The sequence below is a fragment of the Streptomyces sp. NPDC101393 genome, from assembly GCF_044767385.1.
Lineage (GTDB): Bacteria > Actinomycetota > Actinomycetes > Streptomycetales > Streptomycetaceae > Streptomyces.
Genome location: NZ_JBIWNU010000002.1, coordinates 60,435 through 86,381, shown reverse-complemented (window position 1 = coordinate 86,381; position 25,947 = coordinate 60,435). Strand labels below are relative to the sequence as shown.

Annotated in this window: 17 protein-coding genes and 2 pseudogenes; 5 read left to right on the top strand and 14 right to left on the bottom strand. The window is 68.8% G+C overall.

The window, feature by feature from the left end; translation table 11 throughout:
• Nucleotides 1-166: 166 nt before the first annotated feature.
• Genes ACIRQ7_RS06030 through kdpF form a run of 4 tightly spaced genes read right to left on the bottom strand, consistent with a single transcriptional unit; the run spans nt 167 to nt 4,764 of the window.
• Nucleotides 167-841: a potassium-transporting ATPase subunit C gene (locus ACIRQ7_RS06030; protein ID WP_404260244.1), complete on the bottom strand. Its 675-nt coding sequence runs from the start codon at nt 839-841 to the stop codon at nt 167-169.
• Between the two features lie 4 nt (nt 842-845).
• A complete protein-coding gene (gene kdpB, locus ACIRQ7_RS06025; RefSeq protein ID WP_404260242.1) occupies nt 846-3,005 on the bottom strand; it encodes a potassium-transporting ATPase subunit KdpB in 2,160 nt (719 codons plus the stop codon).
• A complete protein-coding gene (gene kdpA, locus ACIRQ7_RS06020; protein ID WP_404260241.1) occupies nt 3,002-4,666 on the bottom strand; it encodes a potassium-transporting ATPase subunit KdpA in 1,665 nt (554 codons plus the stop codon). Before kdpA ends, kdpB begins: the two co-directional genes overlap by 4 nt.
• 8 nt (nt 4,667-4,674) lie before the next feature.
• Nucleotides 4,675-4,764, bottom strand: coding sequence for a K(+)-transporting ATPase subunit F (gene kdpF, locus ACIRQ7_RS06015; RefSeq protein ID WP_403671977.1), 90 nt, complete (start codon nt 4,762-4,764; stop codon nt 4,675-4,677).
• Nucleotides 4,765-5,341: 577 nt separating this feature from the next.
• Here kdpF and ACIRQ7_RS06010 point away from each other — a divergent pair.
• Nucleotides 5,342-7,225: an APC family permease gene (locus ACIRQ7_RS06010; protein WP_404260239.1), complete on the top strand. Its 1,884-nt coding sequence runs from the start codon at nt 5,342-5,344 to the stop codon at nt 7,223-7,225.
• Between the two features lie 91 nt (nt 7,226-7,316).
• Here ACIRQ7_RS06010 and ACIRQ7_RS06005 read toward each other — a convergent pair whose 3' ends face one another.
• Nucleotides 7,317-8,045: a helix-turn-helix domain-containing protein gene (locus ACIRQ7_RS06005; RefSeq protein WP_404260237.1), complete on the bottom strand. Its 729-nt coding sequence runs from the start codon at nt 8,043-8,045 to the stop codon at nt 7,317-7,319.
• Between the two features lie 403 nt (nt 8,046-8,448).
• Here ACIRQ7_RS06005 and ACIRQ7_RS06000 point away from each other — a divergent pair, with 403 nt between their 5' ends.
• The gene (locus tag ACIRQ7_RS06000; RefSeq protein ID WP_404260236.1) at nt 8,449-9,675 is read left to right on the top strand and encodes a cytochrome P450; all 1,227 of its coding nucleotides are present in this window, start codon (nt 8,449-8,451) and stop codon (nt 9,673-9,675) included.
• 134 nt (nt 9,676-9,809) lie between these two features.
• Here ACIRQ7_RS06000 and ACIRQ7_RS05995 read toward each other — a convergent pair whose 3' ends face one another.
• From ACIRQ7_RS05995 to ACIRQ7_RS05975, 5 genes are all read right to left on the bottom strand, one after another.
• The gene (locus ACIRQ7_RS05995) at nt 9,810-10,733 is read right to left on the bottom strand and encodes an alpha/beta fold hydrolase (RefSeq protein WP_404260234.1); all 924 of its coding nucleotides are present in this window, start codon (nt 10,731-10,733) and stop codon (nt 9,810-9,812) included.
• 145 nt (nt 10,734-10,878) lie between these two features.
• Nucleotides 10,879-12,960 (bottom strand): iron ABC transporter permease, encoded by a 2,082-nt coding sequence (locus ACIRQ7_RS05990; RefSeq protein ID WP_404260233.1) that lies wholly within the window; start codon nt 12,958-12,960, stop codon nt 10,879-10,881.
• Between the two features lie 4 nt (nt 12,961-12,964).
• Nucleotides 12,965-13,942, bottom strand: a complete 978-nt coding sequence (locus tag ACIRQ7_RS05985; RefSeq protein ID WP_404260231.1) for an iron-siderophore ABC transporter substrate-binding protein — start codon at nt 13,940-13,942, stop codon at nt 12,965-12,967.
• Complete coding sequence (locus ACIRQ7_RS05980) at nt 13,939-14,799, bottom strand: ABC transporter ATP-binding protein (RefSeq protein WP_404260229.1); 861 nt, start codon at nt 14,797-14,799, stop codon at nt 13,939-13,941. Before ACIRQ7_RS05980 ends, ACIRQ7_RS05985 begins: the two co-directional genes overlap by 4 nt.
• A gap of 779 nt (nt 14,800-15,578) precedes the next feature.
• Complete coding sequence (locus tag ACIRQ7_RS05975; protein ID WP_404260227.1) at nt 15,579-16,160, bottom strand: MepB family protein; 582 nt, start codon at nt 16,158-16,160, stop codon at nt 15,579-15,581.
• A gap of 337 nt (nt 16,161-16,497) precedes the next feature.
• Here ACIRQ7_RS05975 and ACIRQ7_RS05970 point away from each other — a divergent pair, with 337 nt between their 5' ends.
• A complete protein-coding gene (locus tag ACIRQ7_RS05970; RefSeq protein ID WP_404260225.1) occupies nt 16,498-18,078 on the top strand; it encodes an MFS transporter in 1,581 nt (526 codons plus the stop codon).
• A gap of 141 nt (nt 18,079-18,219) precedes the next feature.
• Here the strand turns inward: ACIRQ7_RS05970 and ACIRQ7_RS05965 are convergent, their stop codons facing one another.
• Both ACIRQ7_RS05965 and ACIRQ7_RS05960 read right to left on the bottom strand, forming a co-directional pair.
• Nucleotides 18,220-18,768 carry an FABP family protein gene (locus ACIRQ7_RS05965; protein ID WP_404260223.1) on the bottom strand — a complete coding sequence of 183 codons (549 nt, stop codon included), beginning with the start codon at nt 18,766-18,768 and terminating at the stop codon, nt 18,220-18,222.
• An 825-nt stretch (nt 18,769-19,593) separates the two neighbouring features.
• Nucleotides 19,594-20,328, bottom strand: coding sequence for a S1 family peptidase (locus tag ACIRQ7_RS05960; protein ID WP_404260221.1), 735 nt, complete (start codon nt 20,326-20,328; stop codon nt 19,594-19,596).
• A 582-nt stretch (nt 20,329-20,910) separates the two neighbouring features.
• Between ACIRQ7_RS05960 and ACIRQ7_RS05955 the strand changes: the two are divergent.
• Nucleotides 20,911-21,036 (top strand): annotated as a pseudogene (locus ACIRQ7_RS05955) (SAM-dependent methyltransferase); the annotation flags it as partial.
• A 25-nt stretch (nt 21,037-21,061) separates the two neighbouring features.
• Here ACIRQ7_RS05955 and ACIRQ7_RS05950 read toward each other — a convergent pair.
• Both ACIRQ7_RS05950 and ACIRQ7_RS05945 read right to left on the bottom strand, forming a co-directional pair.
• The gene (locus ACIRQ7_RS05950) at nt 21,062-21,730 is read right to left on the bottom strand and encodes an SGNH/GDSL hydrolase family protein (protein WP_404260219.1); all 669 of its coding nucleotides are present in this window, start codon (nt 21,728-21,730) and stop codon (nt 21,062-21,064) included.
• A 690-nt stretch (nt 21,731-22,420) separates the two neighbouring features.
• Nucleotides 22,421-22,969: pseudogene (locus ACIRQ7_RS05945) on the bottom strand (NUDIX domain-containing protein); the annotation flags it as partial.
• 209 nt (nt 22,970-23,178) lie between these two features.
• On the opposite strand from ACIRQ7_RS05945, the gene lanKC reads away from it, so the two are divergent.
• Nucleotides 23,179-25,776 (top strand): class III lanthionine synthetase LanKC, encoded by a 2,598-nt coding sequence (lanKC, locus tag ACIRQ7_RS05940; RefSeq protein WP_404260217.1) that lies wholly within the window; start codon nt 23,179-23,181, stop codon nt 25,774-25,776.
• Nucleotides 25,777-25,947 lie beyond the last annotated feature (171 nt).

Here is a 25,947-nt window from a genome sequence, read left to right as displayed (position 1 = left end):
CGAGCTCCAGGGGCTCTCTCGGACTCCAGGACCTGGCAATCGGCGTGACGCCTTCCCATCGGCGTGACGCCTTCCGTGCGGGGTGGCTGAGGTACGGACGGCCCGGAGCCGGCGGTGCGCGAACTCTGCGCGGGCCACCGGCTCCGGACCTCGGTCGTGTGCGACATCAAGCCCCGGTCAGAGCCTTGAGGGCGATGTTGAGGTCGAGGACATTGACACGGGGTTCGCCCATGAACCCGAGGGACCGGCCCTCGGTGTGGTCCTTCACCAGCTTCTCGACCTGCCGCACGGTGAGGCCGTTCTTCTCGGCCACCCGGTGGACCTGGAGCTGTGCGTACTCGGGGGAGATGTGCGGGTCGAGTCCGGAGCCGGAGGAGGTGACGGCTTCGGCGGGCACGTCCGAGGGCTTCACCGCGTAGTCCTTCGTCTTGTTGTCCGCGATGACGGCCTTCTTGGCGTCGGTGACCCACTGGATCAGTTCGGTGTTGTCCCCGGAGCGGTTGGTCGCGCCGGAGAGGAGGAGCTTGTACTGGGTGTTGACGCTGTTGCTGCCGAGGCCGTTGGAGGGGCGGGGCTGGAACCACTTCAGATCCGGTCGGGCTGCCTCCTCGGAGTCGTCCGGGTTCTTCAGGGGCAGGTGGTACGTCTGGCCGATGAGTTCGGAACCCACCACCTTGCCCTGGGACGTGATCTCGGAGCCGTTGGCCTGGTCGTGGAACAGGGCCTGGGCCACCCCTGTCACGGCGAGCGGGTAGATGATCCCGCAGATCACGGTGAGGACGAGCAGGGCCCGCAGGCCGGCGCCGATCAGGCGGGCTGTGTTGCCTACAGAGTTGTTCATGACGTCACCCGATGCCAGGGATGGTGGAGATGAGCAGGTCGATGAGCTTGATGCCGACGAAGGGCGCGATCAGGCCCCCGAGCCCGTACAGGCCCAGGTTGCGGCGGAGCATCTTGTCCGCGCTGGTCGGCCGGTACTGCACGCCCTTGAGGGCGAGCGGCACCAGGGCGATGATGATCAGCGCGTTGAAGATGACGGCCGAGAGGATCGCCGACTCGGGCGAGGCCAGCCCCATGATGTTGAGCTTGTCCAGCCCCGGGTAGACCACCGCGAACATGGCGGGGATGATCGCGAAGTACTTCGCGACGTCGTTGGCGATCGAGAAGGTTGTCAACGCGCCCCGGGTGATGAGGAGTTGCTTGCCGATCTCGACGATCTCGATGAGCTTGGTCGGGTTGGAGTCCAGGTCGACCATGTTCCCGGCTTCCTTGGCGGCCGAGGTGCCGGTGTTCATGGCCACGCCAACGTCCGCCTGGGCGAGGGCCGGCGCGTCGTTCGTGCCGTCGCCGGTCATGGCGACCAGCTTGCCGCCCGCCTGCTCGCGCTTGATGAGCGCCATCTTGTCCTCGGGCGTCGCCTCGGCCAGGAAGTCGTCGACTCCGGCCTCCTCGGCGATGGCCTTGGCGGTCAGCGGGTTGTCACCGGTGATCATGACCGTCTTGATGCCCATCCGGCGCAGTTCGTCGAACCGCTCCCGCATGCCTTCCTTGACGACGTCCTTGAGGTGAATGACACCCAGGACCCGGGCGCCTTCCGCGTCTTCCAGAGCCACCAGCAGCGGCGTGCCACCAGCCTGGGAAATCCGGTCGGTGAGCGCCTGGGCGTCCTCCGCAACACTGCCGCCCCGCTCCTTGACCCAGGCGACGACCGAACCGGTCGCACCCTTGCGCACCTTGCGCCCGTCCACGTCCACACCCGACATCCGGGTCTGGGCGGTGAAGGCCACCCACTCGGCATCCCGCAGTTCGCCCTGGTGGCGCTCGCGCAGCCCGTACTTTTCCTTCGCCAGGACGACGATGGACCGGCCTTCGGGGGTCTCGTCCGCCAACGAGGACAGCTGGGCGGCGTCGGCCAGCACTGCCTCGGTGACGCCCTTGACCGGGACGAACTCGGCGGCCTGCCGGTTGCCGAGGGTGATGGTGCCGGTCTTGTCCAGCAGGAGCGTCGACACATCGCCCGCTGCCTCGACCGCGCGGCCGGACATCGCGAGCACATTGCGCTGCACCAGCCGGTCCATGCCGGCGATACCGATGGCGGAGAGCAGGGCGCCGATGGTGGTGGGGATCAGGCAGACCAGCAGCGCCGTCAGCACGATCATCGACTGTTCGGCGCCCGCGTAGATCGCGAACGGCTGGAGCGTGACGACGGCCAGCAGGAAGACGATGGTCAGCGAGGCGAGCAGGATGTTCAGCGCGATCTCGTTGGGCGTCTTCTGCCGGGCTGCGCCCTCGACCAGGTTGATCATCCGGTCGATGAAGGTCTCACCGGGCTTCGTCGTGATCTTGATGACGATGCGGTCGGAGAGCACCTTGGTACCGCCGGTGACCGCGGACCGGTCACCGCCGGACTCGCGGATCACCGGCGCCGACTCACCGGTGATGGCGGATTCGTCGACCGAGGCGACTCCTTCGACGACGTCACCGTCGCCGGGGATGATGTCGCCGGCCTCGCAGACCACCAGGTCGCCGATGCGCAGGTCAGTGCCCGGTACGTGTTCCTCGGTGGTGCCGGCACCGGTGCCCGTGATGCGGCGGGCGACGGTGTCGGTCTTGGCCTTGCGCAGGGTGTCGGCCTGCGCCTTGCCCCGGCCCTCCGCCACGGCCTCCGCGAGGTTCGCGAAGATCGTGGTCAGCCACAGCCAGGCGGTGATCGCCCAGCCGAACCAGTCGCTCGGGTCCTTGAGGGCCAGCACGGTGGTGACCACCGAGCCGATCAGGACCACGAACATCACCGGCGACTTGATCATCACCCGCGGGTCGAGCTTCTTGACGGCGTCCGGGAAGGACCTGATCAGCTGCTTGGGGTCGAAGAGACCCCCGCCCACGCGCCCTGCATCCGGCTTGTGGCCGGTGGGCACGTCCTGGTGGGGCGCAGGGGTCGCAGGGGGCGAGGTGGCGGTGGACATGGAGCCGAGGTCCTCATGCTTCTTGATGTCGTGGGTCATGACGCCAGCCCTTCAGCGAGCGGCCCCAGTGCCAGCGCCGGGAAGTAGGTCAGCCCGGTGATGATCAGGATGGTGCCGACCAGCAGCCCGGTGAACAGCGGCTTCTCGGTACGCAGCGTGCCCGTGGTCTCGGGGACCGGTTTCTGCTCGGCGAGCGAACCGGCAAGGGCCAGGACGAACACCATGGGCAGGAACCGGCCGAGCAGCATGGCGATACCGATGGTGCTGTTGAACCACTGGGTGTCGGCATTGAGGCCGGCGAAGGCGCTGCCGTTGTTGTTGGCGCCCGAGGTGTAGGCGTAGAGGATCTCGGAGAAGCCGTGCGCGCCGGAGTTGGTCATCGAGTTCGCCGGGGTGGGCAGGGCCATCGCCGCGGCGGTGAAGGCGAGCACCAGCGCCGGGGTGATGAGGATGTAGCAGGCGGCGAACTTGATCTGGCGGGTGCCGATCTTCTTGCCCAGATACTCGGGCGTACGGCCGACCATCAGGCCGGCGATGAACACCGCGATGATCGCCATGATCAGCATGCCGTAGAGGCCGGATCCGACACCGCCGGGTGCGATCTCGCCGAGCTGCATGCCGAGCATCGTGATGCCGCCGCCGAAGCCGGTGAACGAGGAGTGGAAGGAGTTGACCGCCCCGGTGGAGGTGAGGGTGGTGGCCACCGCGAAGATCGACGAGCCGCCGATCCCGAAGCGGGTCTCCTTGCCCTCCATCGCACCACCGGCGAGGTCGAACGCCGGGCCGCCGTGGTGGAATTCGGTCCACATCATCAGCGCGGTGAACCCGAGCCAGATCGTCACCATCGTGCCGAGGATCGCGTAGCCCTGCTTGATCGAGCCGACCATCCTGCCGAAGGTGCGGGTGAGCGCGAACGGAATGACGAGGATCAGGAAGATCTCGAAGAGGTTCGAGAAGGGGGTGGGGTTCTCGAAGGGGTGGGCGGAGTTGGCGTTGAAAACGCCGCCACCGTTGGTGCCCAGCTCCTTGATGACCTCCTGGGAGGCGACCGCGCCGCCGTTCCACTGCTGCGAGCCGCCCATGAACTGGCCGACCTCGTGGATGCCGGAGAAGTTCTGGAGGGCGCCACAGGCGACCAGGATGATCGCGCCGATCACCGAAAGGGGGATCAGGATGCGAACGGTGCCGCGCACCAGGTCCGCCCAGAAGTTGCCCAGCTCACCGGTACGCGAGCGAGCGAAGCCCCGGACCAGCGCCACCGCGACGGCCATGCCGACGGCAGCGGAGACGAAGTTCTGTACCGCCAGGCCGCCGGTCTGCACGACGTGGCCCATGGCCTGCTCGCCGTAGTACGACTGCCAGTTCGTGTTCGCCACGAACGACGCGGCGGTGTTGAACGCCTGGTCCGGGTCGATCGACGAGAAGCCGAGCGAACCGGGGAGGCTGCCCTGCAGGCGCTGCAAGAGGTAGAGGAAGAGGACGCTCACGGCGGAGAAGGCGAGGACGCCGCGCAGATAGGCGGGCCAGCGCATCTCGGCCGACGGGTTGGCGCCGATGGCCTTGTAGATCCACTTCTCCGGTCGGTAGTGCCTCTCGGAGGAGTAGACGCGGGCCATGTAGTCGCCCAGGGGACGGTATGCCAGCGCGAGGGCGCCGATCAGCGCGAGCAGCTGGAGCACACCAGCGGTTTGGGGGCTCATATCGGTGCTCAGAACCTCTCCGGGTACACGAGGGCGAGGATGAGGTAGCCGAGCAGGGCGACGGCGACGATGAGGCCGACCACGTTCTCGATGGTCACAGCTTGGTCACCCCTTTGGCGATGAGCGCCACCAGCGCGAAGACCGCGATCGTGGTGACGACGAAGGCCAGGTCGGCCATCGTGAGCTCCTGTATGAAGTGAAGAGAGGGAAATCGGCCGTGTGGCCGAGAAGGAGCAAACCGCGTTTTCAGCCAGGCGTCGGCACTCCTTGACGGGCCCCTTACGGGCATGCGGAAAGCTTTGACGCGGCCCATACGCGAAGCGCTGCAGGCGGTGTCAGCCCTGGTGGGACGGCCTCTCTGAGTCCAGGACGAAACCTGCCCGCGCAGCGGGGACGGCTGCCGGGCGGCGGACCTGCGCCGACGGCGCGGGCCGCCCCGGGGCCGCGTCGAGCACGAGCCGCGGAGAACACCGCCCCTCACCACGCTGCCCCTCGGCTACGTGCGGGCCACGCACCATGGCGAGATCTTGCCGTGCCTGATGCGATGTGCCGGCTCGGCGTCATGAACGCATGAAGACTGCGGCGGCGGCCGTATGGATGGCGACAAGAGGGCTGGTCAGCAGGCCGTGCCGTTCCGACGCTGTCCTTACTCTGCCCAACTGAGGACCGGTGAAAATGTCGATACACACGGGGAAGCCGAGCGCGGCAGGAGACGTCCCGAGCACAGAGGCGCCTCCTGATGCCGAGGGGCGCGCACCCGAAGCCGAGGACCGGCATCGGCTGACCGCCCTCCAGGGGCTCTCGGCGCTGTCGCTCGACGCGATGGCGTCCGTGGCCTACGGGCCCGAGTCGATCGTGCTCGTGCTTGCCGCGGCCGGCGCCTACGGGATGGGCTTCACCCTCCCGGTCACGCTCGCGATCGCCGTGCTGCTCGCGGTCCTGGTGGCCTCGTACCGCCAGGTCATCGCGGCTTTCCCGGACGGTGGCGGATCGTATGCGGTGGCCAAACGGCATCTGGGCCGGCGCGCCGGCCTGGTCGCCGCCGCCTCGCTGATCCTGGACTACGTCCTGAACGTCGCCGTCTCCGTGACGGCCGGCGTCGCTGCCCTGACCTCAGCCTTCCCCGCCCTCCACGGCGAGCGGGTCTGGCTGTGTCTGGGCGTCCTGGCGCTGGTGACCGCAGTGAACCTGCGTGGCGTCGTCAACTCCGCCAAGGCGTTCCTCGTACCCACCGCCGTGTTCGTCGGCTCGATACTCGTCATGATCGCTGTCGGTCTGTTCCGTGACGCCCCGGTGAGCACCGCGTCCGCTGCCGGTCACGCATCCGCGCTCGGCGAGGGCGCCACCACGGTCGGTGCGCTGCTGCTGCTCAAGGCGTTCGCCGCGGGCTGCTCGGCGCTGACCGGTGTGGAGGCCGTGGCCAACGCCGTACCGTCGTTCCGTGCCCCCGCGGCCCGCCGCGCCCAGCGCACGGAGGTGGCCCTGGGCTCGCTCCTGGGCGTCATGCTGATCGGCCTGTCCCTCCTGATCGGCCGCTTCCACCTCCAGCCGGTGGAAGGTGTGACCGTCCTCGCCCAGCTCGCGGACGCCTCCTTCGGCCACAACCTCGCTTTCTACGTCGTCCAGTTCGCCACCATGGTGCTGCTGGCCCTCGCCGCGAACACCTCCTTCGGGGGTCTGCCGGTCCTGATGAGCCTGCTCGCCCGCGACAACCACCTGCCCCACCTCTTCATGCTGAAGGCCGACCGACAGGTCCACCGCCACGGCGTACTCGCCCTGGCCGCCGTAGCCGCGGTCCTGCTGGTCTTCTCGGGCGGCGACACCAACAGCCTCGTTCCGCTCTTCGCGATCGGTGTCTTCGTCGGCTTCACCATCTGCCAGGCCGGCATGGTCCGTCACTGGTATGCGGGGCGTCCCGCGGGCTGGCAGACAAAAGCCGTGCTCAACGGCCTCGGCGCCCTGCTGACGGGAGTCTCGGCAATCGTCGTCACGGCCACCAAGTTCACCGAGGGCGCCTGGCTGATCGTCCTTGCCCTGCCGCTGATCGTCCTCGCCTTCGAACGTGTCCACGCGGCATACGCCTCGATCGGCGAACGCCTGGAGCTGGGCCGGATCCCGCAGGCCCCGCAGCGTACGCACTCGCTGGTCGTGGTCCCGGTCTCGGGGCTGTCCCGCCTGACGTGTCAGGCCCTGACCGCGGCCCGCTCCCTGGGCGACGAGGTGGTGGCCGTCACCGTCACACACCCCGCTCCGGAGGACCGCAGAGCGGCCGAATCGCTGCGCCGGGACTGGGAGTTGTGGAGCCCCGGGGTCGAACTCGTCGAGCTCGCCTCGCCGACCCGCTCGCTGGGCCGCCCGGTTTCCCGCTACGTCACGGAACGTGCCCGGTCCCACCGGGGTGCCCAGGTGACGGTGCTCATCCCGGAGACGGAACCCGCCCACATCTGGCAGCGGCTGCTGCAGAACCAGCGCGGATCAGTCGTCGCGCACGCAGTCCGCCGCGACACCGACGCCGTGATCTGCCGGCTGCGGTTCCGCATCACCGCCGACGGCCGTTGACGCACCGTTGACGGCGGCTTGGCGACGGGCTGACGTGGTCCGTTGCATCGCGGTGCACGCGTGCAGCCAGCACCGCCAAGTCGCTGGCCGATCATTGCTCTCGCCGTGCGCTCCGTGCGGCCATGTTCCGCGGCCACTGCTCCGTGACCTTGCGGAGGGATTCGCTCACGAGAAGCAGGAATTCGGCGGACGTATCGAAGCGGGCGCCCGCCGGAGTCGCGACCCCGAGAATCTCGGCTGCGCGCTGCGATGCGGCCGCCAGGGCATCGTTCATCTGCAGAGAGGCAAGGGTGGTCCGGAGCCAGACCTCATCGTCGATGACATAGCGCTCGTGGCGCACGCCGGGAGCGCGTTCCCGCTGGAGCAGTCCCTGCTGTTCGAGGAAGGTGACGGCGTGTGAGACGGACGCCGGGCTGATGCGAAGCCGCTTGACCAGGTCAGCGGAGGTGAGAGTGCCGGAGTCGGTGATGTAGAGGCAGGTCAGCACCCTGGCCACCATCCGGGGTAGCCCCTGCTGTTCGAGGAGAGCGGTGAAGGACTCCGTGAGGTCCTGGACCGCTTGGGGGTCACGCCCGTGGCCGCTGTCGGGGACGTGCGGTGTCGGAGGCTGAGCCTGCCGGCGTCGGCGCGCACGATGCTGAGTGGCCTCGTGTGCCCGGTCCGACCCGTAGGTGTCGGGGCCGCCGTTCCGGGTGACCTCCCGCATGATGGTTGACGCGGGCCGCCCCAGACGCTGGCCGATCTCTGTGTATCCGAGCCCCTCGGCCAGCCCCGCGGCGATGTGCTGACGGTCCTCGATGGTGAGCCTGCCTCCGGGCATCGGTGCGTATTTCCCCTCTGTCGACGTGCGCGGTGCTCGGCGCCCGCACCCGGTTGCGCAGTATGCATTCACGCCGAGCTCATTGCAATGCTCATCATGATCGGCCCTTGCGTTCAGCGTCACGGTCATTGCAATTCCAGGCCCATCTACCGCATGGAATAGGCGACTTGAGTGCACATTGTGCTTTGACGGATGAGTGAACGCAATGTAGTGTCGTGGGCGTTCGGTGCTTCCCGAACGTTGGCGACTGTGCCCAAGGAGACAGCAGCCCTTCAACCTGGTGTTCCGCGCCGGCCGGTCCGGTTCTCCCACGGTGCCCAGCCGGCATGTCTCCGGCATGACCGGGGTCCGTTCCCTGCCAAGCCCGTCGCGACGACAGCCGCAACAACGAAAAGGAAAGCCGATGAGTCACACGGTTCCCATCCCGCGCGGCCTCCCCATGGACCGCGATGCGGGCCCCTTCGACCCGCCCCGCGACATCACCCGGCTGCGCGAGGCCCGCCCCGTCAGCCCCATGATCTTCCCCGACGGTCACGAGGGCTGGCTCGTCACCGGCTACGACGCGCTCCGCCGACTCATGGCCGACAGCCGGTTCAGCTCCCGCCAGGACCTCGGCATTCTCCACATGCCGTACGAGACCCCCGGCATGCCCGCCCCTACCGAACCCTCCCCGCAGATACCGGGCTTGTTCATCGCCATGGACTCACCGGACCACACCCGGCTGCGGCGCAAGCTCACCGGCGCCTTCACCGTCAAACGCATGAAGCAGCTCGAAGAGCACATCGTCGACATCGTCGAGCGGCAACTGGACGAGACGGCGCGCCTGACCCCGCCGATCGACCTGGTCAAGGAATTCGCCCTTCCGGTGCCGTCGCTGGTGATCTGCGAAATGCTCGGCGTCCCCTACGAGGACCGGAGCACCTTCCAGACCAACTCCGCCAAGTTCATGGTCAAGGACCAGCCGCTCGACGAGAAGATCGCCGCGTACGGCGCCATGACCACGTACCTGGCCGAACTGGTCACACGCAAACGCGCCGACCCCGGTGAAGACATCCTGTCCGACCTGGCCCGCCAGGACGACCTCACCATCGAGGAACTGACCGGCATCGCCTTCCTGTTGCTTCTCGCAGGGCACGAGACCACCGCCAACATGCTGGCACTGGGTACCTTCGCGCTCCTCGAGCACCCCGAGCAGCTGGCCGCACTGCACGCCGACCAGGACCTGATGCCCGGCGCGGTCGAGGAACTCCTGCGCTACCTGTCCGTTGCCGACATCTTCTATCGCTACGCCACGGAGGACATCGAGCTCGGCGGCGAAACCATCGGCAAGGGGTCGACCGTCGTGGTCTCGCTGCTGGCCGCCAACCGCGACCCCCAGCGCTTCGAGAACCCCGACGCCCTGGACGTCCGCCGCAAGGCCCGCGGTCATCTGTCCTTCGGCCACGGCATCCACCAATGCCTCGGCCAGCAACTGGCCCGCATCGAGATGCGCGCAGGCTTCGAGGGACTGCTGCGCCGCTTCCCGACCCTGAAGCTCGCCCTCCCCGCCGAAGAGGTGAAACTCAGGACCGACATGAACATCTACGGCGTGCATGAACTGCCGGTCACCTGGACCGAGACGACCCGGTAGGACCGTCGGCCGAGCGGCGGCACGGGCTACAGCGATCACCTCCCGCTGTCGTACAGGGCCGCCGCGCGTTCGCCACGCAACTCCACGAGCCGCTGATCGCCCAGACCATGGACACCAGGCTGCAGGACCCGCGGTCACCCCGTGCTTGGCGCCCCGGGCGCAGGGGGAGCGGAGGGCAGGCGGGTATGCGCCTCCAAGGCATCGATGATCTCCGGCCAGAGTTGGCGGGGGCGGTCGTGACCCATGCCGGGGATCAGCAAGAGCTTCGCTCCCGGCACCAGGTCTGCCGTGCGCTGCCCGCCACTTGGGTCGATCAGCGTGTCGTCCAGGCCGTGGATCACCAGTGTCGGCACCCGAAGCGTCCGAAGTGCCTCCGCACGCGAGCCACCGAGGATCATCGCCCCGAGTTGGCGGCCGACTCCGGCCGGGTAGTAGGCGCGGTCGTAGCTGTTGGCAGCCATTTCGCGAAGGGCTGCGGGGTCGCCGTAGCGCTGGGAAGCCCAGACCATTTCCTTCTCCGCCGCTGCGATGTATCCTCCGCGGTCCGATGGCTTGGGGCTGAAGAGCACCGCCCGGGCCTCGGGGCCGGCCCGGCCGAATTCGGGTTCGCCGGTCGAGGACATCATCGAGGTCAGGGTCAGCACCCGTGCCGGCTGGGTGAGAGCCATCGTCTGAGCGATCATGCCGCCCATCGACGAGCCGATCACATGGGCTCGTGCGATTCCCAGCGCGGTGAGCAGGCCGAGGCCGTCGTCGGCCATGTCCCGGAGGGTGTAGGGAAGCATCGCGAGTGGGGACGCGATATCTCCCGCGGTCACCGAGGCGATGAACTGCCGCAGGTCGACGGGGTGGTCGTCGAACTTGGTGGACAGACCGCAGTCCCGGTTGTCGTAGCGGATCACGTAGCGGCCACGATCTGCCAGCGCACGGCAGAAGTCCTCGTGCCAGGCGATCATCTGCGTTCCGAACCCCATCACGAGCAGTACAGGCGCGGCAGAGGGGTCACCGAAGGTCTCGTACGCGAGGAACACTCCGGGCGAGGCTTCGACAACTGGCATGTGCGGAGTCTCCAGCATCAGCTGGCAGAGGGCACTCGGATATCGGTGTGCTCGATACCCGTGGCCGACCTCTGGCGGCCCGACGCGAAGCCCCGCCCCCCGTGGGTGACCTGAGGAGACACGACCCCCTCCTGGGACATGTCCGCTACCGGCGGTTCCGTACGAGCAGGTGGAGGAAGTACGGCGTTCCGATCACCGCGGTCATCAGTCCGGCGCCGAGCTGGGTCGGCGCGATCACGGTACGGCCCAGCAGATCCGCCGCGCAGACGAGGACGGCACCGAGGAGGACCGCGACCGGCACCACCCGCACGTGCTGCCGGCCCACGAGGGCCCGCGCGGCGTGCGGTGCCACGAGTCCCACGAAGCCGATAGTGCCCGCGGCGGCGACGGCGGTGGCGCTGAGCAGGACGCTCAGCACGAGAAAGCCCAGACGCTCCCGGGACAGGCCGACCCCCAGGAGCCGGGGGGTGTCCTCGTCGAGCGAGACGAGGTCGAGCTCCGTGCGCCGTGCGACCGCCACGGCCACTCCCACGGCGACCACGGCCGCGAGAGGCACCACGTCGGGCAGGGTCCGCCCGTAGGTGGATCCGGACAGCCAGGTGAGCGCCTTCGTGGCGTTGAACGGGTCGGTGAGCACGATGAGCAGGCTGATCAGGGCGGCGGTTCCGGTGGCGACGCCGATGCCGACGAGGACGAGCCGGTTCTGCTGGAAGCCGCCCCGTGCGGCACACCCGAAGACGACGGCGGAGGCGACCGCGGCGCCGGCGAACGCCGCGCCGGCAATGCTCCACGATCCGGCCAGGGGCACCGTCGTCACGAGCGTCACGGCGCCCAGTGCGGCCCCGCCCGAGACGCCGAGGACCCCGGGCTCCGCCAACGGATTGCGGGTCACGGCCTGGACGAGCGTTCCGGCCAGGGCCAGCGCCGCGCCCGCGAGGAGCGCCGCGAGGACCCGCGGCATCCGGGTGTCCAGGACGAACGTGACGGTCCGGCCGGCCGTGCCCTGGACCCAGTTCGCGACGTCGCCCAGCAACAGCTTGCTGTCGCCCAGCAGAACGGCGGCGATCGTCACGCCGACCACCCCCGCCACCAGCGCGGCTGTGGTGGTGAGGAAGACCGTCCGGCTCCTGAGGCGCAGCCGATCGGGGGTGACGGCCCCTGCGGTGTCCCGGACCCGCGTTGCCATCACGATCAGGAACACTGCGCCGACGAGGCTGGTGACGACGCCGGTCGGCACGGCGACCGCCGCGTCCGCCGTCACCACGGCGCGCAGCAGCACGTCCGAGCCGAGGACCAGCGCCGTACCCAGCAGACCGGCGAGCGGAATGCTCATGCGCGACCGGGAGAGCGCGCGGAACCGGCGGGCGAGCGGGCGGACGAGGGCGGGTGCGCACAGGCCGACGAAGCCGATCGGCCCGGCGAGCGTGACGGCCGCTGTGGAGAGCAGCACCGTGAGCAGGACCACGGTGACGCGGGTGGCGCGAACGGGTACGCCGATCCCGCGGGCCGCGTCGTCGCCGAGAGCCAGCGCGTCGACCCGGCGGGCGACCAGCAGCAGCCCGACGAGTCCGACGAGAGCGATCGGCGCCATCTGCAGCACACCGCCGAACCCGCTCTGGGAGATGCTGCCTTGGTGCCACTGATAGAGGCCGTGCGTCTGCTCCGGAAACAGCAGGAGCAGCCCTTCGGTGACCGCGGTCAGGCCGAGGGTGAGAGCACTGCCCGCGAGAACCAGCCGGACGGTGCCCGCGCCCAGACCGGACAGTCCGAGCACGACGGCCGCCGCCACGAGACCGCCGGCGAACGCGACGGCGGAGGAGGCGAGCAGCGGGAGCGAGGTGCCGGTGAGGGCGGCCAGCCCGAGCGCCAGGTAGGAGCCGGCGTTCACCGCGAGGGTGTCGGGCGCCGCGAGCACATTGCGGCTGACCGCCTGCAGGGCGGCGCCCGCCATCCCGAGCGTGGCCCCGACGAGCAGCCCCGCGGTCAGTCTCGGCAGCCGCGAGGCGATGACGACGGATGCGTCGGCCGGATCGGCCTGACCGGTGAGCGCCTTCCGGACCTCGGTCGCGCCGACCGCGGCCGTGCCCTGTGTGAGGTCGGCGATCGCGAGGGCCGCGACCAGCAGGATCAGTGCGGCCAGGACTGCGGCCGTGCCCGTCCGGGAGGCGCCGCTCCGGTGCGTGGCCGTCGGCGTATGCGCGGGGGGAGTGGTGGTGGTGACGGCCATGGCGTTACGTCGTCAGTGCGTTGACGACGGCGTCGATGTACGCCTCCATCGACTTGGGGCCGCCGAACATCCAGATGCCGTCGGACAGCCGGTGCACATCGCCGGCCTTCACGAACGGCAGCGACGTCCACACGGAGTCCTTGGCCAGGGCGCCGGTGAACGGAGTGCTGTCCTTGTCCCCGTCGCTGCCGATGTAGGCGAACTGCACATCGCCGAGCTTGGTCAGCCCCTCGACATCGGTGGAGCCGAGACCGTAGCCCTTGTCGCCCTTGACCGTCCAGGCGTTCTTCAGCCCGAGCTTCTCGTTGACCGCCCCGATGAGCGAGCCGCTGGTGTAGGGCCTGATCGTGGTCTGATTGGCGGTGACATAGCCGTCGGCGAAGGCGTACCGGGTGCCGGCGCGACCGGCTTTCTTGAGGGCCTTCCTGCCTTCGTCGGCCTTGGCCTCGAACTGGTCCTTGAGTATCTCGGCCCGCTGCGTGGTGCCGGTGGCCTTCGCGATGAGGTCGAGGTTGTTCGTCATCCGCCCCAGCTGGTCGGAGGCGTCGGCGGACCGTATGTCCAGGACCGGGGCGATCTTGCGCAGTTGCTTGAGGGCGCCCGCGGACAGGTCGGTGGTGGCGACGATGAGGTCCGGCGACAGGGAGGCGATGGTGTCCATGCTCGGCTCGCCGCGCGTGCCGATGTCCTTGGGGCTGTTCTTCAGCGGGGCCGCGGTGTCCCAGGTCTTGTAGCCCTTGACGTCGGCGACGCCGACGGGGTCGACGCCCAGCGAGACCAGGTCCTCGACGACGTCCCACTCCGTCCCGACGACCTTCTTGGCGGGCCCGTCGAGGCGCACCTTCGCACCGGACGCGCCGGAGAGGGTGATGCGTTCGCCGGACTTCTTCGCGTCGTCGGCGGGAGGCTCGGTCGTCCCGCAGGCGGCCAGCGTGAGCGCCGCCGCTGTGGCGGTCGCGACGGTGAGCAGGAGGCGTCTCATGAGGTGGTACTGAGCCTTTCGCTTCGTGTGTGGTGCCGGCCGATCGCGCGGGTGCGCAGCCGGCCCGTGAGGGGATCGGTATCGACCTCGATGCGGATGCCGTACGTCTCGGTCAGCCGCTGCGGCGTCAGTACGTCCCCGGGGGCGCCGTCGGCGAGGACCCGGCCCGCGTCGAGCAGCACGATCCGGTTGGCGACGGCCGCGGCCTGGTCGAGGTCGTGCAGGACGACACCCACGGCGATGCGGTGGTCGTCCGCCAGATCGCGGACCAGGTCGAGAAGCTCGACCTGGTAGCGCAGGTCGAGGTAGGTCGTCGGCTCGTCGAGGAGCAGCACGCCGGTCTCCTGGGCGAGGCAGCCGGCGAGCCATACGCGCTGCAGCTGCCCTCCGGAGAGGTGCTCGGCGCCGCGGTCGGCGAGTTCCGCGACCCCTGTCATGGCGAGCGCGCGGTCCACCGCGGCTCGGCCGTCCGGATCCGACCTGCCCCAGCGGCCCCGGTACGGGTAACGGCCGAACTCGACGACGTCCCGTACGGTCAGCCCGCTGGGCGTGGGGCGCCCCTGCGTCAGGAGGGCCACGCGCCGCGAGAACTCACCGGGGGTCAGGGCGAGGCCGTCCGTGTCCGCGTCGAGGGTCAGCGTGGCGGTCCTGGGACGCTGCAAACGGGCCAGCGTGCGGAGCAGCGTCGATTTCCCGCTGCCGTTGGGACCCACCAGAACGGTCACTTCGCCCGGCCGCAGCGTCAACGACGCGTCGTGCACGACATCGACGCCCTCATACGCCACGGTGACACCCGCGGCCGACAGCTCATGACCACGGGGGCGTCGGGCCGCGGTGGTCTCTTCATCGGCTTTCACGTTGGGAAGGTTAGCCTAACCTAACCAACGAGGGAGGGGTGGGGGAGGGCACGCGCAAGGCGACAATGCGCCAGGTGGACGGCCGCATCCCCCGAAGTCCGTGCTGTCGACCGCCACGCCCGCATGGAGCGACGCGACGATGGGGTGATGCCACCTGCCGCACGGTCCGGCCTGATGCGACTGGTGCTGGATCGTCCACGGGTCAGTGCTCAGGGCCTGGCGCCAGGAAGGGAGATGGAGCGGCACATGGCGTCGCCCAGCTGATCCCGGATCAGGGCATCGATCTCGTTGTCTTGCGGAACGTGGACAAACGGCCGCCAGGGATAGATGCGGTCATTGATCCATGGAGTCCTCCAGTCGGTCAGTCGTGGAGGTGAAGAAGCTCTGGGCGCACTTCGCTGTGCGCGATGCCGGAAATGCATCCTCCCTCTCCAGACATCCACCGACGCATACATCTACATACGACTGAACATCATGCTTCCGCCCTGGCACCGAGGTGTCGAGAACGACGCGCAGAGCCTCCGGGTTGTCCACGCGGCCGGGCCGGTGGAGGGTCATTGACGCCTACGTGAGCGGCGGTGGCCATCGCCCTGTCCCGCGTCGCTAACTCCCTTGAACTTCCTCGAACTCCCTTGAACTTCCTTGATGGAGTTCGGAGTTATGGCGATCTGAGGGCGCAGTGGCCGGCTCGTCCAAGCGTCGGCGGTGCCGGTTTCCCGGCCCATGACCTCAGCCCACGCGATCACGCACGCAAGGCTCCGGTTTGCGGTCGAGCAACGTTATTGGTCCCCACGGGAGTGATAGAGCGCGTGGGCGCGGGGAACGTCGAGGGGCTCGCCTTCCGGTAGCTGGAGGAAGTGCTTCACCTGCCAGTTCTGTGTGCTGCCGGCTTGGCGGTTGGTGGTGGTCACCCACGGCGGGTAGACGCGGAATGCCCGCTTCCCGCCGGAACCGTCCGTTGACACGATGTCCCGTTCGCGGAGCACGTCTCGCGAGAACACGAACTGCCCGAATCGCTCGCCCTCGCGTGTGCTGACGACGAAGAGATCAACGGGGTCCTCGGCATCGAAGGGCTGGATCGGCCCGCCTGCCGATCTCTTCCAGACCGTGACGAACTGGCCGACCTTCGTCGGTGTCGTCCTCGCCACCCGGAATCTGACCGAGAGGCCTTCCAGCGTGAACGCGCATGCCCCGTACTCGGCGCTCTCCGCTTCGGGCGCCGGCTGTGAGCACGTGAATCCACACGGGTCATACACCAGCGCTTTCGCCCGCAGCAGGTCATCGGGGATTCCCGGCTCGCGTGGCCACGGCGCAGGATCGCGGGGGCCGCATTCCGAAGAGACTTCACGTTCCATCGCCATTCCCCCACCCTGCCATATATCGAACGCGTGAACGAATTCAGTTGGCGCGGAGCCAACCTCTCCCTCGGCCACGCCCGTGTCCGTGTACCTGGTACGTGTGCGTGCACCTGTCGCAGTCCCCGCACTCCTCGGGACGCCTCGCGCTGACGGGCCGGGCGCCGGACTTGCCACCGGTATCCCGGTACGGGCTGCCCTCGGAGGTGTCCCCACCCCTGCGGGTAACCGCGGCCGCGATGCCTTCCGAGACGCCCTATTGATCGACTGGTGAGGCCCAACACCCAGGCATAACGTGGGTGAAATGACCGGTCCGGTTCCCCGGAGCGGAAAGGCAGCTCCTATGACGAGTCATACGCCGACCCCCGAACCGACAGCTGGCTCCGGGCAACGGCGGGGCGGAGGCAGGGGGATTGCTCTCCTCGTCATTTGCTCGTGCCAGCTGATGGTGGTCCTCGACATCACCATCGTGAATATCGCACTCCCGCATATCCAAGGGGCGCTCGGTTTCTCGACGGAGAGCCTCTCCTGGGTGATCAACGCGTACACCCTCACCTTCGGTGGGCTGCTGTTGCTCGGCGGCAGACTGGGCGACATCCTCGGCCGCCGCAAGGTGTTCATCGGGGGCATCCTGCTGTTCGTTGTCGCCTCGCTGCTCGGCGGCCTGGCGCAGGAATCCTGGCAGTTGCTCGCCGCACGGTCACTGCAAGGCGTCGGCGGTGCCGTCGCCTCACCGACCGCACTCGCCCTCATCACCACCACTTTCCGCGAAGGCCCGGAACGCAACCGGGCCTTCGGGGTTTTTGCCGCTGTCTCGGCCGGCGGTGGCGCGATCGGCCTGCTCGTCGGCGGCATGCTCGTCGAGTGGCTGGACTGGCGGTGGGTGCTGTTCGTCAATGTGCCGATCGGCCTCGCCATCGCCATCGCCACGCCGCGCTTCATCCGTGAGTCCGAGCGCCACGCCGGTCATTTCGACATCCTCGGCGCCCTCACCTCCACGGCAGGCATGGTCGCGCTCGTCTACGGCTTCATCCGGGCCTCCGAGGACGGCTGGACCGATCCGCTGACCATCGGAGCCTTCTGTGCGGCGGTCGCGCTGCTCGCTGTGTTCCTCGCCATCGAGAGCCGTTCGCGGCAGCCCATCACCCCACTGCGGATGTTCCGGGACCGCAACCGCGCGGGCACCTACGGGATGATGCTCAGCCTGGCCGCCGCACTCTTCGGCATGTTCTTCTTCCTGACCCTGTTCGTCCAGAACGTGCTCCGCTTCAGCCCGTTGCAGGCCGGTCTGGCCTTCCTGCCGATCAGCGCCGTGATCGCGGTGGGGGCGGGCATCGCCTCCCAACTGCTGCCGAAGTACGGTCCCAAGCCGTTCATGGTGACCGGCGCGCTGCTCGCGGCGGGCGGACTGTCGTGGCTGACCCAGACCGACGTGCACAGTACGTATCTTGGGAGCCTGATCGGGCCGATGCTGGTGTTCGGCTTCGGTATGGGCTTCCAGTTCGTGTCCCTGACGCTGATGGCCGTCTCGGGAGTGGCAGCGCACGAGTCGGGGGCGGCTTCCGGGATTCTGAACGCCACCCAACAGGTGGGAGGCTCGCTGGGGTTGTCCATCCTGGTCACGACCTTCGGCACGGCGAGCCGCGATGAGGCCACCAGCCAGATTCCGGCGTTCCTGGCGCAGGCGTCGCCCGCCGAACAACTGCAGTTCCGGCGAACCGGCCAGCTGCCGCCTCCTTGGGGTGACGCGGTCCTGTCGTCCGGGGTCTCCAGCGCCTTCCTCGCCGCTGCCGCTTTCGCGGTCGTCGCGGCGCTGATCGCCGTGTTCGTCATCCAGGTACGCGCGTCCGATCTGGAACGTTTCCAAGGCGGCGGGTACGACCCGGCGCCCTCGGCCGCCGCGTCGGGCGAGGACACGTCCTGACCTCGCCGGCCGACACAGGGTTCTGTTCGGGCGCGGCGTGGTGACTCAGGCGGTGGTGGGAGGTGCCTTCATCGACGCGTCGGCGGGTCTCGCGACCGTGACAGCATCGCTGAGACCCTCGGCCAAGGGCTCGCCCGTCGTTCAGACGGCGCCGACGCGTCGAAGCCGCGCCGAAAGGTGGTGCTGCAGTGGTTGGCCGACCGCCGCGAGGTCGTGGACGAAGGTGAGCGTGTCCTCGTCGGTCAGGGTGTAGCGGCGGCGGGTGGCGGTGACCTCCTTGGCAGTGGGAGTGCAGGCCACCTCGTGAGTGGCGAGATCGGCGGTGCCCTCGTCGGCGTGTCCGACCGAGATCTCCGCGATGCCGGTGGGCTGGGTGATCAGGGCCTCCACGCGCCCCTCGGGCTGCATTCGCCACCAGCCGCTTTCCCGGGCCGACGGCCGCAGCGGGGCGCCCTCCGCGTCGAGCAGCCAGGCGCGCGACTCGTAGTGGAGGAACGGCCGCCCGTCGTGGCTGAAGGTGACCTCCTGCGCGTACGTGAACTCCTCGGCGAGCGTCGGATACTCGCCGCGGCCCTGGCCGGCCCAGGTGCCCAGGAACCCGGTCAGCGGCGCGAGCAGCGCGTGCGGCGCGGGGGCTTCGTCCGGTCGGAGGGCGTCGGGATACGGGTACTTCCGGGCGGGGTCGAACACGATGTGAGCTCCTGGGTCGAGGCCGTTGCCGGGTGGCAGCCTAGGCCCTGTCGTCAAACGCCCGCCTGCCTTGCGACGCCTGGCACGGGTGCTCGCCGCGTTGCCGGATCGCCCCTGTCCGCCCAGTACCGGGACGGCCTCCGGCTTGCGCTCACACACACCGGACGCGGCAAGGCCTGCCCTTCGGGCAAACGACGGGTGTGTGACGACAGGACCTGGCGCCGGCCGCCCGGTATGACGCGGCGGACGGATGCGCCCGCCGGTGCCGGCCCGGCTCCCCGCTCACTTGCCGATCGCGGGAGTACGGCGCTCCGCCCGCACCGCTCCCGATGAAGTCCCGCCCCTGCGGCCTCAGTTGGACCTGTCCGGTCAGCCATGGCGGATCCGCTGGTCCATACGCTCCCTGCCCGCTGGGCGGGACGCTCGTCAGCCGTTGGGGCGACCGGGCCGGCCGCAAGAAGACCCTGCTGTTGGGACGATCGTGTTCATGGGCGCGGCGACCGCCCTGATCGGCGTCCTGCCGACCTACCGCCAGATAGGGATCCTGGCGCCCCTGCTCCTCCTGATCCTGCGCGGCACCTTCGGCACGATCTACACCGTGTGGGTCTACCTCGCGACGGCCGCCGTGGTGGCCCTCGTCGTCGTGAGCGCCTTCATGACGGAGACGTACCGGAGCCATCTGGGTGCCGACAAGGTCCGGCTGCGTACGGACCGGACTGAGCGGAAGGAGGGGTACCGGGACACCCGGTACCCCTCCTCCTGGAAATGTCGTGTGGCTGCCGAACGCGGCATCGGCGGCGTCCGCTCCCGCCCGCGTCCTTCCTTCTACCGCCGGGTGACCGAGTGGATCCAGGCGAGTTGCTGGGAGATCTCCCCGGCTTCGGCGATCTCCTGCCGGTCGGAGCCGTCGAACACGCCGAGAAGGGTTTCGGCGCCGTTGGGGGCGATGCTCATCACCGGGCCTCCGGAGTCGCCGCCGGCGGGAATCCCGGACACCCTTTCCATGCAGAAGTCCGAACCGCCCGGTGCGGTGTAGCCCTCGCAACGCGGGTCGTCAGGCCGTACGACCCGCAGGTCCGACTGCTTGAGCACGGGGGACTGGCAGGTGTTTTCGTCCCCGGTGCAGGTGGCGCCCCACCCGTACTGCCGTACGGTCTGGCCCGGTTGGACACCGGCCGTGGCCAAACGCGCCGTGCGGACCTTCATCGGCGGGACCTTGACGAGCATCATGTCGGCCTGCGCGCTTCCCACGCGCCTGCCGGGCACCGGATGGACCGTGGTGCCCTTCCGCATGTCCAGGCTGCCGACCCGGAACGTGACCCGCTTGTCCGCGATCGGCTGCCCCTGCTCGAAGAAGCAGTGCGAGGCGCTGATGATCCACTCAGGGGTGACCGCCGTCCCGGTGCATGCCGGTTTGCCGTCGACGAGCATGCGCACGGCCCACGGGCCGTAGGCGCTCTTCGACCCGCCGATGACCGCAAAGGCCGGTGTGGACGACATCACCGCGCCCGTCGCCAGCAGTAAGGCGGCCAGTAGCAGCACACGAACTTGACGCACCATCCGGAACAGCTCCTTTTGTCGGGCATGGGCCGTGCAGGTGGTGAGATACCTCATCGGGCGAAATGGTTCCGAATGGGCAAAACGAAACGGGTCCAGGCGAGCCTCCGGTTGCGGGATCCGGACGCGGCCGACCGGTGGACCGGACCGGCCACCGTCGCAGACACCCAGCTCGGACTCGCGCGCCGACTGGGCCTCGGCCTGTGGCACCTGTGGGGAAAGCCGATCGCACACCGGATCGCCGGGGCTCAGTCGCAGGCAGGAGGGGCCGACGGGGGACGGCGGAGGCCGGCGGAGGTCGGCGGAGGCCGGTAGGAATGCCGCGGGTGGCCGCCTCGCCCCGACCCGGGTGCCGCTGCACCCGTTTGCCTGCGCCGTGTGGCCGCCGTACGGTCCGGTGGCTATGTTGGCGATGCGAGGTGACCGGCTGTTGCCGGCTGCAGTGCACTGTCCCGGAAGGCGGTGCACCGCAGCCACCTCGCCTCCTGACATCCCGTCACGGCAGCCTCCACTGGCCCGTGACAGCCGAGCCCCGAGCCCCATGGTCCTTAGGGGCGTCTCCTGTGGGTTGGGTAGCCTGCCGACGTGAGCAGGGGAACGAACGCTGAAGGCCGGTTGGCGGACACGCGGACGTCCTACGACACGGTCGCCGCCAGTTATGCGGACCAGGTTCGCGACCTCCTGGCAGAGACGCCCGAAGAGCGCGCGGCGTGTTGCGGGTGATCGCGAGGCCCGGTCACGCGACCAGACGCATCCAGGCCGCCGCGAGTGCGGCGTGACCGGCGGGCGTCGGGTGTACGCCGTCCGCGGCCCAGTACTCCGGCCCGGTCGTCGCGGCGAGCTCGGCGAACATGCCGTCGGCGGCGAGTAGGTGCGCGCCGTACTTGCGGGCGAGTTTGCGCACGACCTGAATCTTCGGGTCCAGGTCGGTGCGCCATTCCTTGCGCACGTCCTCTCCGATGAGCGCGGTGCCGGCACCGGCCTCGACGACACCGTGGATCGGCAGCAGGAACGGCTCGATGAGGATCAGTTGCGTGCCCGCCTCGGCGAGGGGTACGAGCAGGCGGTCATAACCCGCTTCGAATTCCTCCACAGGGATCACGTACCCCTTCGGATCCAGTGTGTGCCAGCCCATGTCGTTGACCCCGACGAGGATCGACACCACGTCCGGGCGCCTGTCGAGTACGTCCGTCTGCCAGCGGGTTTCCAGGTCCCTCACCTTGTGGCCGCCAATCCCGGTGTTCAGCCAGGTCACGGGCCGGTCCGGGTGCCGGTGCCCCCACTCGCCGGCGACGCGCAGCGGGTAGCCGAACCCGAGGCCGTCTTCACTCTCCTGCCGTTGGCAGTCGGTGATCGAATCGCCGGTGAACATCACGGTGCTTCCCGGTCGGACAGCGATCGTCATGTGTGCTCCTTGAACTCGGTGAGGAGGGCGCAGGCAGGACCTCTCGAAGGCTGCCGGGCCCCACCGACATCGGACCGACAGTCCCCGATACGCCACGACACCGGGCTGACAGCCCCCGATACTCCGCCGACACCACGGTCCTGCCGCCTTGATCACCTGGGGGCGGGGCCGCTCAAGTGCGCTTCCAGAGGCCTCAGTTCACCGAACCACGCCATCCATCGGACGTTCCGGCACCGCTCCCGGCTTGTGCGGATCGAGATGGCCCAGGCCGCCGCGCTCACCTCATACTGCGATCTGCGCGGGGTTGGGGCTCGATTCCCGGCCGGTACGTTTGATGGGCCCGACCCGGGTCGCCGCATCGCCTGTACACCTCAGCGAGACGAAAACCATGGAGCTGTACGGCCGGTTCGCCGGGCTGCAGCACCCTGGTGGCGGCAGGCCGTACCCGCGTGTGGTGCTGCCGACGGTCGTCCCGGGCGATCCGACGAGCCTGAGGGCGGACGTCGCTGGTGCATGTCCGGGAGCCGAGCCATAGCTGTGGCCGAGCACAGTCATATGGGAGGGCTCGCACTCGTGTGACTCGCGCAAGCCGTGCGTAGGGTTTCTGACGGATCGTTTCAGAATGAGTGAGGTGTCTGGACGATTGGTGTCTTGCGTCGTAGGTGTTCGACGAGAGGCTTCGCGCAGTCCTCACCAAGAGCAGTCGGCTTGCAGGTCGTGGATGCTGTCGGCAAGTTCGGCCGACTGGGTCGGCCAGTTTGTCGCGTGCCAATGAGCGATGCGCCAGGCCAGTCGCTTGGGCCAGACCGGGGTGGTGGACAACTGGTCCACCGGAACCCACTTTGGCGTACCGCCATGGTTGTCGAGCTCTTCCAGGGCACCAGTCTCCCCTTCGGCACACAGAAGGAAGTAGTGCTCACGGCGATCGCCCTTCCAGACGCGGGCAATCTCCCTGACCACGTTTCCAGTGAGGCCGGTCTCCTCTCGAAGCTCGCGAACTGCCGCTGCATGCAACGTCTCTCCGTCCTCGACTCCGCCTCCGGGGATCTCGTAGAACGGCACTCCGTCCTCCTCGAAGCCGATGAGCAGCATCTGCTCATCACGAATCACGACCGCGCCAGCCCGGATCCGCACGGGATCAGCGGCCGCCGGGTCATCCCGGAGCGCTGTCTCACGCGCCGGGCCACCTCTTACCCAGTCCCGCAAGACGGTCTCAGCGGTTCCGACGGGCCGATTGCGCTATAGGGCGAATCATCCGTATTTACTGCTCTTGGCGACCGTATCTCCTCTTGTTTGAGCAAGTGAGCGAGCTGTCATTCGATTGAGCGATACGGATGGAGTCGTGATTACTCTCCGAGTGCGTCTTCGGCGATGGAATGGTCATTCCCACAAGAACGGTGAGTCGGAGAGCGGCTCCCCGGCGGACCACTCCACTCGAAGGGGCGACCATGAATGAATTGGCTCATGTTCTGGGCGCTGGTCCTTTCTACGTCCCGGCCGGAACGGTGTCCGGGGACGACGTCCCTTATCTTCCGCAGGGCCTGCCGAGCGAGTGGCGAAACACCCTCTCCGGAATGTGGCGGCAATGGCATCCGGGCGGCGGCCCGCACGTCGAGGCGCAGGGGTGGAAGGTGCACATCAGCGCCCGTGCCGAGCGGGCGCAGCAGGTGCTCGACGTGGTGGCGCCGCTCTGCGCGGAGCACGGCGTGGTGTTCAAACACCTGGCCGCGCCGCTCGACTTCGTGGTGATGCACCACAAGCACGCCGGGCGGTCGCAGGCGGGCAAATTCATCGCCGCGTATCCAGGTGACCCGCGGACCGCCCTGGGGCTGATGCGGGATCTCAAGGAGGCGCTGGCCGGCGAAGAGGGCCCGTACGTCCTGACCGACCGTGCCTTCGAGGGGTCGGCCTGTGTGTACTACCGCTACGGTGCTTTCACTTCGCAGGGCCGCGTGCGACCGGACGGTTCCTTCGAGGGAACGGTCATCGATGCGAACGGACACGCCGTCGAGGACGGACGGGGCATCGGATTCGGACTTCCACCCGGCATCACCGACCCTTTCCAGGAGCCGATGGCGGCCTGGACCCCCCGGGCCGGCGAGGTGTCGGTGGGGGGCTGCACGATCGAGCGCGTCGTGCGGTTCAGCAACAGCGGCGGAACGTACCAGGGCATCCAGCAGTCCACCGGGCGGCGGGTGTTCCTGAAAGAGGCGCGGCCGCACGTCGGCCTTGTCAGCATGGAAAGTGACGCGCGCCGACGGCTGCAATCGGAATTCCGGACCTTGACGACGCTGCACGCCCTGCATCCGGGACTGTGTCCGGAGCCCGTCGACTACTTCACCGAGGGCGGACACGAATTCCTGGTGACGGAGTTCGTCGAGGGGGAGACCCTCAACGGATGGACGGTTCGGAACAATCCCGTTGTCAACAGCACCGTCACCGCAGCGGAGTTCGCGCAGTATTTCGCTGACTGCGAGAAATTGATCGACGCACTGCGCGAAGACCTGCGGCGCCTTCACGCTGAGGGTCACGCCTTCATCGACCTCGGTCCGGACAACATCCTGGTCCAGGACGGCGGCGTGCCACGGCTGGTGGACTTCGAGACCGTCGCTCCTGTCGACCGGTTGCCGGCGCTGATCGGCGCGGTCGGATTCTTCGATCCGGATCTCGCCAGAACCGACCCTTTCGCCCAGGATCAGCACGCCCTGTCCTCTGTGGCGCTGTACCTGCTGGCCCCGGTCCAGGCGACCGCGGACCGCAACCCCGCCGTGCTCGGTCATCTGCGGGCTCTGCTGGAGCGGGTGAACCCGCCTCCGCACGCGCTGTGGGACCTGGTCCTGCGGCGCCGGGCACCCCTGCGGCTGTCCGCACCCACGCCGTTCGTGTCGCCGGAGCGGCTGGCGGCCGCTCCGGCGAGGCAGTTGAGCGTCCTCAGGGACGATCTGGTGCGGGGCATCCTGAGCGCGGCGGATACCGGGAACGGAGTCACGCTCTTCCCCACCGTTCCCGATGGCTTCGCGACCAACACGCTGGGGGTCCGGCACGGTTCGGCAGGCGTGCTGCACGCGCTGCAGCGGTCCGGGACGGAGGTGCCGGACGCGATCCTCGCCCGTTTCACCCGGGACGCCCTCGCCTCCCGGACCGTCCTGCCCCCGGGGCTCTTCAGCGGTTCGGCGGGGCTGAGTTGGGTACTCGCCGAAGCCGGCCGTCTCGACGAGGCGGCGGCGCTGCTCGGGAGCGCCGTGGACCACCCGGTGCTGCGCGACTGCTCCGACTTCGCCCATGGGCGTGCCGGCGTGGCGATGGCGTGTCTGCGGCTGCACGCGGCGACGGACGATAGCGGATACCTGGAACGGGCCGACGAGTTGCTCGCACCCACGCGCGGCGGGAACCCCGGCGACCTGGCGACCACAGGGCTGGCCACCGGACCGGCGGGCGTCGCCATGGCCCTCTTCTACCTGCACCGGCTCACCGGTGACGAACCGGCTCGTGCGCGGGGGAGAGGTCTGCTGGACCGCGACCTCGCGCGGGGAACGTACGACCATGGCGGTCTGCTGTTCCCGGTATCGGCGAAGGACCGCAGGCTCATGCCGTATCTCTGGAGCGGGAGCGCCGGGATCGGCATGGTGGCCGAACGCTACCTTTCGCTCGGGGACGACGAGGACCTGTCCCGTGCCGCAGCCGGGATCCGAACGGCCGCGAGCTGTCTGTTCACCCGTGCCGGCGGTCTGTTCCAGGGACTTGCCGGACTGGGGGCCTACTGGTCCGACACCGCCCGTCGCACCGGCGACGAGTCGGCCCGCGCGATGGCCGAGGACGTGGCGACGCGCCTGTTCGTGCACCTCGTCCCCACCGAAGACGGCATGTACCTGCACGGGGACCCGGGGATACGGCTGAGCTGCGACCTCGGCAGCGGCTCCGCGGGCGTGCTGCTCTTCCTCGACCACCTTCTACGAGGCACCGCCGACCCGCTGTTCACCCTCGACGCACACGTCGAGCGGGACCCGGTGCCGGCGTGTTCCCTCCCCTCAGACTTCCCGGGGTGACCTCTCCGGGAGAGGCGGTCCATCCGACCGTCGTTCGTTCAAGAAAAAGGGATAACGATCATGATCAACGTCATTGAGCTGCAGCAGCTGGCCACCGAGACCGACGACGCTCCGATGCCGCCGGAGAAGAGCACGCTCTCCGTCGCCTGCTGACACCCGGCCGTGGGCCGG